Genomic DNA, 9,616 nt, shown 5'->3' on the forward strand with positions numbered 1-9,616 from the left:
GCTCACGTAACATGTGGTCGCCTTCGTGATTTAAGAAGTGGATACTACCAAACGAGTTCCCGGATATCATCACGGCGCATTTCGGATTGCTTTTCCAGATCACCGGATAATAAACAGATTTTAATCCATGATTTGTCATCCAGTCGGCAAGGTCAAGGTGTTTGGTTGTTGGTGTAAGGCCATGGTCAGATGTCATTATAAATAATGTATTCTCCCATTTACCTTGCTCCTCTAACTTAGCACGTACTTCGCCCAGGCTGTTATCGGCAATTTTATAGGCCTCAACAGTACGTGCGTCGCGGATGTGGTGATAATGCGAATCCCAGTCTACACTTGGGAACACCGCAAACAAAAAATCAAAATCTTTACCAGAGTTAAGCATCTCCATAATGCGCTGGTGCCCTTGCAGATCTACCGGATGGTGCCTTAATTTAAAGTGCGCGCGCATATACATTAAGCCTTTACCCTTTTTGCCCAGATCATATTCATCGGGCACGCTACGGGTTATCATATTATAAAGGTTGTATGATTCGCCCATCAGCTCAAACAAAGTTGGCTTATTGGCAGGCATATCGGTATTAAACCATGCGGCTTCGGGCCCGCAATAGCTGCGCATGGCCATCTTGTTAAAGCGGCTGCGTTTAAACTCTTTTTTATCAAACCAGCGGATCCCGGTAATATCCATTGTACCCGGAAAGTGCCCGGTTAAAAATGGCAGGTAAGCGGGGCCGGTTGTAGATGGGAAACAGGTTGTAGCCTTGCGGTAAGTGCCTTCGTCAATTATCCGTTTTATATTTGGCAGTTGGCCTTGTTCTATCAGTTCGGGTAAAACTTCACTATGGGCGCCGTCAACTAAATAAAACAGCACTCGCTTTTTGCTTTGCATTAATAGTAAATATTAAAAAAAATGGCTTTAAAGTAGCGTTAAGGCCGTTATGTACATAAAATTAGTAGCTGTAAAATAAATAAATAATTATTAAATTATAGGCCATAACACGTAACTATTATATAACTAATTAAAAAGCTTTGGTTAGAATTGCATTATTGAGATGGCATTTCGTTTAATATTGGTTTAGGGGTGAAAATTTAAGCCCCCAGCCCCCTGAAGGGCGGCCTAATTTATATTATAAACAAGAAAGCCCAACTTTTTTCGGAGTTGGGCTTTCTTGTATTTAAGCATTTCAAAAACTCCCCCTTCAGGGGGCTGGGGGGCCAACGTGTTTTTTTATTATCGCAAACAATTCAACCAGGTCAAATGGTTTTTTAAGGTATCCATCTGATAATCCTTTTTTGGCAATTTCGGCTATATCGCTTACCGCCGATACAAGGATCACGGGTATGTAGCTTGTTTTTGGGTCTGATTTTAGTTCGAGACTTAGCTGTTGACCGTTGGCATCACTTTTCCAGTCGGTAAGCCAGTTGTCTAGTAATATCAGGTCGGGTTTGTGCTGATCTATCGATTTTAATATCCGGGCATTTTCAGATGATATCACTTCATACCCCTCATTTTCTAATGCGTAAGTAACCGCATCTCTTATATCCTTATCATCCTCAATAACTAAAATTTTCTTAGCCATATTTATTCAATATAATATTCTTAAGCCCTTAAATATCAAAATGGTTAGCAACTATTTCTTTAAAAGCACAACAGTAAACTATAAATATTGTTTATATCCGCATAAGTAACCCCTTACACTAATCGGGTTAGTATTTTCACATCGGCGGGTGTTTCCAACAAGGCCGGTGATATATGCACAAAATACTTATAATGGGCGGTCTCCATATGTCTGCTTAAAGTATCCTCGTCGGCCCACTCCTCTTCAATCACATATTTGGTGGGTTCATCTTTATACTGGTACAGTTCGTAGGCCAGGCAGCCTTCTTCTTTTAACGATGCTTCAACCAGTTTCTTTAATTCGGTATCAAACGCTACTTCTGCATCTTTTTTGCAGTGCATGTAGGCAAGTAAGCTAATGCTCATGATAATTGTATTTTACTTAGCTAACCTTAAATACAGGAGATTGTTTATGAGCCAATTGTAATTTTATTCATACAAAAGTGCATTTGCAGGTTATTAGGAAGATTATAGCCAGTAGCCAATGAGATTGGGGCTGGAGATTGTGTGTAATTTAGCCCTGACATAGCGGCGATTTTGACTCACCCGGTCTTTGCTTCGCTCGACCACCCTCTCTGCTGCGCAAAGAGGGTTTAACTCTTATTTCCCCACCCTCTTTGCGCAGCAGAGGGGGACGCGCACGAAATGCCGCAGGGTGAGTTTACCCGCGAAACAGCTCTATCGATTATATCGCCCCATCCAGGTTAAAGCAATTACGACACCGGGCCTCATAGCTTTCCTTTTCGCCTAATAAGATCTTGCTGTCATCGGGTACTAAACGGTAGGAGTACATGGCTTGCTGCCCGCACTTTACACACACGGCATGCAGTTTGGTAACAGAATCGGCAATGGCCATTATCTGGGGCATGGTACCAAATGGCCTGCCTTTAAAATCCATATCTAAACCGGCTACTATTACACGCACGCCACTGTTTGCAAGGGTTTGGCAAACTTCGGGCAATTCATCATCAAAAAACTGGGCTTCGTCAATTCCAACAACCTGTATATGGCTGGCCAATGGTAAAATTTCGGCTGCTTTACTAACCGCTTTTGAAGGGATAGAATTTAGATTATGTGATACCAGGGCGCTTTTATCGTAGCGTGTATCGGCTACCGGACTAAAAATTTCTACATTTACTTTTGCTATCCGCGCGCGGTTAACCCGCCTTATCAATTCCTCGGTTTTACCCGAAAACATTGATCCACAGACAACTTCAATACTCCCGCCAATTTCATTTCGCCTTTTAAAAATTTCCTCGCTGTACAATCTCTCTAAACTTTTGTGAAGGGCTAATATCAGAATTTTATGCTATTTTTGGTAAGCAATTTCCTAACATTAAAGCCATGAAGCAGCAGGAAGTATTTAGAAAGACCGGCGCCATAATAAAAGAACTGAACGAGCAATATGAGTACCTGCAAAGTACTGCAGATAACCTGAACGACCTGGAACTTGAGCTGTTTGTTGCCAACACCTACTTTTTAAAAGATCATGCCGAAATATTAAGGAAACTGAACCTTCAAAAGGTACAGTTAGAGCATGCCTTACCACCGCACGTTGAGGAGCAAAAGCCGGAAATACAGAAACTCGTAATTAAAGAGATTAAGAAACCCGTTGCCGAAGATTTAAAACCGGCAGCCGGCGAACCCAAGTACTTTGAGCCGCTTGTGCAGCAGGCAAAGCCTGTTATAGAGCGTGCACCTTTTAATGCAGGTTCTACCAACCCGGAACAAGCCGAGCCTGTAAAACCGGAGGCTGAGCCAAAGGCAGAAGAACAACCGGCACCACAAATAAAACTGCATACCAGCACCGATAAAGACAGCTATTCGTTTGAACGGGAAGAACCCGAAACCATTAGACATGAATTAGCTATTGATGAGGCTGCTGACTGGGACGAAGAGGAAGTATCTATTCAGCCTGAAAGGGAAGAAGTAAAAACTCCTGCGGTAATAACGGAAAACATTTCGGATAACGGAACTATTACCCATGATGAAACCGAGCTGCCAAATATAGTGCCTACCAACCCGGAGCCTGTTATTGATAATACACCAAAAACCAGCGCCGAAGAGCCGGCCAAGGAGGAAAAAGTGCTTACATTTAATCAAAGGATGTCTGCGCAATTGAAGGATCAGCAGGGTACAAATAGCCAACCGGTTGAAGCGCCTATAAAAGATTTGAAAGCGGCTATTAGCCTTAATGATAAGCTACTTTTTGTTAAGGACCTATTTAATGGTTATAGCCTTGCTTACAGCGAAGCCATTGAAATAGTGAACCGCTTTACCAGCTTTGAAGAGGCCGACCGTTTCCTGAAAACAAACTATGTTATCAAGAATAACTGGGAAGGCAAAAAAGCTACTTCGGATAAATTTTATGCTTTGTTGAAACGCCGTTACGCGTAATTCATCCCCATCCGGTTCGAATCCAGTTTTAGGAGGATGAACAACAGGATGGTAAAGCTCCATAACGAAGAACCACCATAGCTAATAAACGGTAGCGGGATACCTATTACCGGCATATAACCTATTGCCATAGCTATATTGATAATAACGTGGCAGAAAATAATGGATGCCACCCCATAACCATAGATCCGGGAAAACGGCGCACGCTGCCGCTCGGCTATCATTATTATCCGCAGCAGCAGGAACAGGTATAAACCCAGCACCACTACCGAACCTGCAAAGCCCCACTCCTCGCCTACGGTACAGAAAATAAAATCGGTACTTTGCTCAGGTACAAACGCGTATTTTGTTTGGGTCCCCTGCAGATATCCTTTTCCCCATATCCGGCCAGAGCCTATGGCAATTTTAGATTGGTTTTGATTATAACCTACACCACGCAGATCTTTACTCAAGCCCAAAACCTCATCGATACGTACGCGCTGATGCGGTTTTAACCCATGAAAATAAATTGGCTTGGCACAAAACACAAAGCCTATAGCTATTACAAGGCCCATAATTACCCCCGTGGCAAATTTGCGGTTACGGCCAAAAAGGAATAGCAACAAAGCCACTATTGCAACAAGCGCAATAATGATGAACCACACATTAACCAACAAAGCCGATATAAACAACGTAGCCAACAGGCCTATAATGATCAGGAAATAAACCGACAGTCCTTCGCGGTATAATACCAGTATCAGCGAACAAAACACCAGGGTTGAACCATCATCGGGCTGCATTTTAATTAACAGCATGGGCAGGAATATGATCCCCCCTGCTATCAGGAACGATTTTGGGTCGGTTACCTTTACGTTAGTTGCACTAAGGTATCGCGCCAGCAGCAAACAGGTGGAAAATTTGGCAAACTCGGATGGTTGCAGCCTAAAGCCGCCACCCATATCTATCCAGGCCTGATTACCGCCAACATTACGCCCGGCCACTAATACAACGGCAAGTAAAACTACCGTTACTACATAAAAAGCAGGCGCCAGGGCCGATAGGAACCGGCTCTCTAACAAAAGAATTACCGTGCCAATAACCAGCGCCGATAGGATATAAATAAACTGCTTACCGTATTGGGTGTCAAAATCAAGAATATTGGGATGGTTTTCATCAAACACAGCCGCATGGATATTGAACCAGCCAATAACACATAGCGCTAAATAGATAAGCACCGTTATCCAATCTACATTAAAAAAGAAACTACGCTGGTGACTATTCATCTTCCTTTCGTTTTGGCAGCATGGCGGTTAATTTTTCACCCGCATCTTTTTTAGCAGGTAAGTTTTTAGTAGATAGTATTTTCGACTTTTTAACTGAATCTGCCCTGGCCTTTTTTATTGAATCTGCGGTTATTTTCTTAAGGCTGTCGGCTTTTAATTTCGCTTTATCGGCAGGTTTTACAATTATCTCCGGCAGCAGGTTCTTCTCTATATAATATTCGGGATAGATACCTGATGGGCGTTTGGTAATGGTATCGCGCAAGTATTTTTCTACAATAAAGCTGGCAATAGGCGCTGCCCATGTACCGCCGTCACCAGAGTTTTCTACCACAACTGCGATAGCAATTTTAGGATTATCGCGCGGGGCATATGCTACAAATACCGAGTGGTTTTTACCATGCGGATTTTGTGCTGTACCTGTTTTACCGCACATTATAATGCCGGGTATTTTTGACCCTGCTGCTGTACCGTGTTCTACCACATTCTGCATACCGTCAATAACGGGCTCAAAATACTGCGGATCGATGCCTACGCTATTCTTTATTGTAAACTCCCTTTTTATTACCTGCTTATCGCCGATTGCTTTTATAAGGTGCGGTTTATAATAAAACCCATGGTTGGCAATAGTAGCTTCGATATTTGCCAGCTGCAATGGCGTGGCTTCCAATTCGCCCTGCCCAATGGCTAATGACAGGATGGTTTTTGAACGCCATCCGCCTTTGTGATAATATTTATCGTAAAAGCTTGATGTAGGTACGTTACCCCTGGATTCGCTTGGGATATCAACATCAAGCTTTACCCCAAAGCCAAACTTATTTACGTTATTACGCCACGAGTCAAATGAGCTTTCGGTGTTTTTAGCCCCATGCGCGTTCATTAATTTTTCAAACACCATTGCAAAATAACCATTGCACGATTCGGCAATAGCACTGCTTAGGTTTACCAACCCGTGCACGTGGGTACATTTTGGTTTACCGTTATTTGCCAGGTAACGACCCGGGCATAAATAAGTAGTTTGTGGTGTTATGATCCCCTCCTGCAATGCAATTAGCGCGCTTAAAGGTTTAAATGACGACCCCGGTGGATACTTAGCCTGAATAGGCCTCGTAAAAAATGGCTTATATGGGTCTTTATATAACTCGGCAGCATTATTACCGCGCTCGCGGCCTACTAATAAATTTGGATCATATGTTGGGCTGCTTACAAAACAAAGTATCTCTCCTGTAGATGGCTCTATGGCTACAATACTGCCTACCTTATTTGTCATCAGGGTTTCGCCAAGCCGTTGGATACGCATATCCAACGATGATATCAAACGCTCGCCCGCTACGGCTGCGGTATCATAGGCACCATTAGCATACCGGCCCTTGCGCACATTGCGCGAATCTACCATCATGTTTTCTACACCACGCTGGCCACGCAATACCGTTTCATATGTTTTTTCGACACCGGTAATACCAATATAATCACCCGGACTATAGTAACCGCCAGAACGTTTTATAATAGGATCTGTAACCTCGCCTATATAACCCAAAAATTGTGCTGCAGATGAATCTGGATAAGTACGTACCGGCCTTTGCTGTGTATCGAAGCCCGGGAATTCTGATAAACGTTCCTGAAACGATGCATACTGCTGTGCCGATACTTGTTTTTCAAAAACAGATGTGCGGTAAGGCGAATATATCCTGGCTTTAGCCATACGCTTATCAAAGCCTTCCTTATCTATCCCCAGCAGTTTACAAAACTCAACAGTATCAAATGGCTTAACTTGTTTTGGCACCACGGTAATATCGTATACCGGTTCGTTTTGTACCATTATTTTACCGTTACGATCAAGAATAGGGCCGCGGGCGGGATATTTTATAAATTTACGTACAACATTTTGGCTGGCATATAAAAAGTAGCGGTCATCAACCACTTGTATGTAGAATAGCCTGGCCAGCAGTACCAGTATCAGGGCTATAAAGATCCCCGCAATAACGTATCTCCGCTCAAAAAAACTATTCATTTATTTACGCTCTTTCTTTTTGAAAAATAATAAGCCTGAAACCAGCATTAAAAATACTGTAAATACAGAACTCATTAAAAAACGGCTAAGTGTGTAACCTATTTCAGTTAATCTAAAAACTTCCAGATTAAACAGGAAAAAATGATGAAAAAGAGTAAGAATGAGCGCGTAGGTAAAAAACCACCTGAAACCCATTATGCTTAAAGTTGGTTCGGGCTCGTTATCAAAACCATCTTTTTGTACGGTTATACTGATAAATAATATCCTTACAAGTGCCAGTAACACGCATGAGGCCGCATGCAGGCCCGGGGTATCATAAAAGGCATCAATTGTTAAGCCCAGTACAAATGCTAACGCAAAAAGCACCAGGTTAGGCGTTTCAAACGGCAGCAGCAGTATAAAAAGAATGTACAGGTATGGGGTAGACAGGTTGTAAAGCGAAACATTCTTTAGCAGGAATACCTGCAGCAGAACAAGCATTACAAATCTTATCAGATTTATGATCAATATCCTACTCATCTTTTTTCTCCTGGGCCTCCAATCCCGCTTGCTCCGGGGCAAACCTGTTGATCACCACGTATACATATTCCAGCTTGCTGAAATCTACGGCAAGGGCCACTTCCATGTTCAGGAAAAAGCCGCCGCCTTTAGTTTTTAAATTGCTCACTTTACCCAATGCTATCCCTGCCGGGAAAAGCGACAGCTCTGACGTTACTACCATTTCGCCAATTTTTGGCTGCGCGTTGTTAGATACATCTACCAATAACCCTTTATGCGGATCAAGATCATCGCCCCACTCCAGATAACCAATCTCTTTATTTGTAGCCAGCATCGCGCTAAAGCGGGAATCTTTATGCAGCAGGGATTGCACAATGGAAAGATGTTCGCCCACATAAATAACTTTACCTACTACACCGGCGCCGGATATTACCCCCATGCCTTTAGCAATGCCATCTTTACTACCACGGCTAATAGTTAAGTAGTTGTTCCGTTTGTTGATGGAGTTATTTATTACCTGCGCCTCTATATATTCGTACTGTTGCTTGTAAATGGTATCGTTAACCATGTGTTTGGCAACGGTATCAACATATTTGGAAGATAGCAACTGGTTACGCAGATCCGCGTTTTCTTTAGCCAGCCTGTCGTTAACATCCTTTAACGATAAATAACCTTTAAATTCATCTGCCTTAGCGTATAAATTACCCGTTACCTGGTTAGTACTGTTTATGAAAGTAGCTTTTTGAAAAGAGTTGTATTTGACATAGATAAGCAGTGAACTTATCTCAAAAATAAGAAACAGGAAGAATGCGTTGTACTTGGTGATAAATATCAGGAGGTTACGCATGCTTTTGAAGGAGTGAATTAGTGAATTAGCGATTTACTGAATTAGAAATCTAAAATCACTAATTCACTAAATCACTAATTCAGTCATTAATACTATTGCATTAAAAATTTAAAGTTACCTATATTCTTAAGGGCTGTACCGGTACCGCGTACAACAGCGCGAAGAGGATCTTCGGCAACGTGTACAGGTAATTTGGTTTTGGCAGCCACACGTTTATCAAGTCCGCGTAATAATGCGCCACCGCCCGTAAGGTAAATACCGGTCTGGTAAATATCCGCAGAAAGCTCTGGCGGGGTAATTTCCAATGCTTTCAAAATAGCCTCTTCTATTTTAGAGATAGATTTATCAAGGCAATGCGCAATTTCGGTATATGATACAGTGATTTGTTTTGGTACACCTGTCATTAAATCACGGCCTTGTACCGCAAAATCTGCAGGTGGCTCAGAAAGCTCCGGAAGGGCTGCACCTACTTCAATTTTAATTTTCTCGGCAGTACGGTCACCAATCATAATATTATGCTGGCGACGGATATATTGAACAATATCTGAATCAAAGTTATCGCCCGCAACACGGATAGACTGATCGCAAACGATACCAGACAAAGCGATAACCGCTATCTCGGTAGTACCGCCACCAATATCAATGATCATGTTACCCATAGGCTCTTCTACATCGATACCAATACCCACGGCTGCTGCCATTGGTTCGTATATCAGGTAAACTTCTTTAGCGCCTGCAATTTCGGCGCTATCGCGTACCGCACGTTTTTCAACTTCGGTAATACCCGATGGGATACAGATAACCATACGTAACGATGGGAAAAACCATCCTTTACCCTGGTTGATCATTTTTATCATGCCACGAATCATTAATTCGGCGGCATTAAAGTCGGCAATTACACCATCTTTTAGCGGGCGCACCGTACGAATGTTATCGTGGGTTTTACCCTCCATTTGCATAGCCTGGCGGCCAATGGCTATAACCTTATT

10 protein-coding genes are annotated in these 9,616 nt (G+C 42.6%); 1 reads left to right on the forward strand and 9 read right to left on the reverse strand.

Annotated elements, in window-relative coordinates; genetic code table 11:
* The 4 genes from JWQ85_RS15850 to JWQ85_RS15865 form a co-directional block, all read right to left on the reverse strand.
* Positions 1-886, reverse strand: an 886-nt coding sequence (locus JWQ85_RS15850) for an alkaline phosphatase family protein (RefSeq protein ID WP_299469696.1), incomplete at its 3' end; no start/stop codon positions are given.
* 310 nt (positions 887-1,196) lie between these two features.
* Positions 1,197-1,577 carry a response regulator gene (locus tag JWQ85_RS15855; RefSeq protein WP_299469698.1) on the reverse strand — a complete coding sequence of 127 codons (381 nt, stop codon included), beginning with the start codon at positions 1,575-1,577 and terminating at the stop codon, positions 1,197-1,199.
* A gap of 113 nt (positions 1,578-1,690) precedes the next feature.
* The gene (locus JWQ85_RS15860; RefSeq protein WP_256538727.1) at positions 1,691-1,981 is read right to left on the reverse strand and encodes a putative quinol monooxygenase; all 291 of its coding nucleotides are present in this window, start codon (positions 1,979-1,981) and stop codon (positions 1,691-1,693) included.
* 319 nt (positions 1,982-2,300) lie between these two features.
* Positions 2,301-2,882, reverse strand: a complete 582-nt coding sequence (locus JWQ85_RS15865; RefSeq protein ID WP_299469701.1) for a thymidine kinase — start codon at positions 2,880-2,882, stop codon at positions 2,301-2,303.
* Positions 2,883-2,959: 77 nt separating this feature from the next.
* Here JWQ85_RS15865 and JWQ85_RS15870 point away from each other — a divergent pair, with 77 nt between their 5' ends.
* The gene (locus JWQ85_RS15870; RefSeq protein ID WP_299469703.1) at positions 2,960-4,012 is read left to right on the forward strand and encodes a hypothetical protein; all 1,053 of its coding nucleotides are present in this window, start codon (positions 2,960-2,962) and stop codon (positions 4,010-4,012) included.
* Here JWQ85_RS15870 and rodA read toward each other — a convergent pair.
* The 5 genes from rodA to JWQ85_RS15895 form a co-directional block, all read right to left on the reverse strand.
* Positions 4,003-5,274, reverse strand: coding sequence for a rod shape-determining protein RodA (gene rodA / locus JWQ85_RS15875; protein WP_299469705.1), 1,272 nt, complete (start codon positions 5,272-5,274; stop codon positions 4,003-4,005). The genes JWQ85_RS15870 and rodA overlap by 10 nt on opposite strands.
* Entirely contained in the window at positions 5,267-7,282 is a 2,016-nt protein-coding gene (gene mrdA, locus JWQ85_RS15880; protein WP_299469707.1) for a penicillin-binding protein 2, read from the reverse strand. The genes rodA and mrdA overlap by 8 nt, the downstream gene beginning before the upstream one ends.
* Positions 7,283-7,801: a rod shape-determining protein MreD gene (gene mreD, locus JWQ85_RS15885; protein ID WP_299469709.1), complete on the reverse strand. Its 519-nt coding sequence runs from the start codon at positions 7,799-7,801 to the stop codon at positions 7,283-7,285. It lies immediately after the preceding gene.
* The gene (mreC, locus tag JWQ85_RS15890; protein ID WP_299469711.1) at positions 7,794-8,627 is read right to left on the reverse strand and encodes a rod shape-determining protein MreC; all 834 of its coding nucleotides are present in this window, start codon (positions 8,625-8,627) and stop codon (positions 7,794-7,796) included. Before mreC ends, mreD begins: the two co-directional genes overlap by 8 nt.
* Before the next feature lie 92 nt (positions 8,628-8,719).
* The coding region (locus JWQ85_RS15895; protein WP_299469713.1) for a rod shape-determining protein at positions 8,720-9,616 on the reverse strand (897 nt) is incomplete at its 5' end.

The sequence above is a fragment of the Mucilaginibacter sp. genome, from assembly GCF_028288105.1.
GTDB lineage: Bacteria > Bacteroidota > Bacteroidia > Sphingobacteriales > Sphingobacteriaceae > Mucilaginibacter.

Coding starts and splice junctions, on each gene's coding strand:
- mreC (WP_299469711.1), bottom strand. CDS start 8,627: ATGCGTAACCTCCTGATATTTATCACCAAGTACAACGCATTCTTCCTG.
- JWQ85_RS15860 (WP_256538727.1), bottom strand. CDS start 1,981: ATGAGCATTAGCTTACTTGCCTACATGCACTGCAAAAAAGATGCAGAA.
- JWQ85_RS15855 (WP_299469698.1), bottom strand. CDS start 1,577: ATGGCTAAGAAAATTTTAGTTATTGAGGATGATAAGGATATAAGAGAT.
- mrdA (WP_299469707.1), bottom strand. CDS start 7,282: ATGAATAGTTTTTTTGAGCGGAGATACGTTATTGCGGGGATCTTTATA.
- mreD (WP_299469709.1), bottom strand. CDS start 7,801: ATGAGTAGGATATTGATCATAAATCTGATAAGATTTGTAATGCTTGTT.
- rodA (WP_299469705.1), bottom strand. CDS start 5,274: ATGAATAGTCACCAGCGTAGTTTCTTTTTTAATGTAGATTGGATAACG.
- JWQ85_RS15870 (WP_299469703.1), top strand. CDS start 2,960: ATGAAGCAGCAGGAAGTATTTAGAAAGACCGGCGCCATAATAAAAGAA.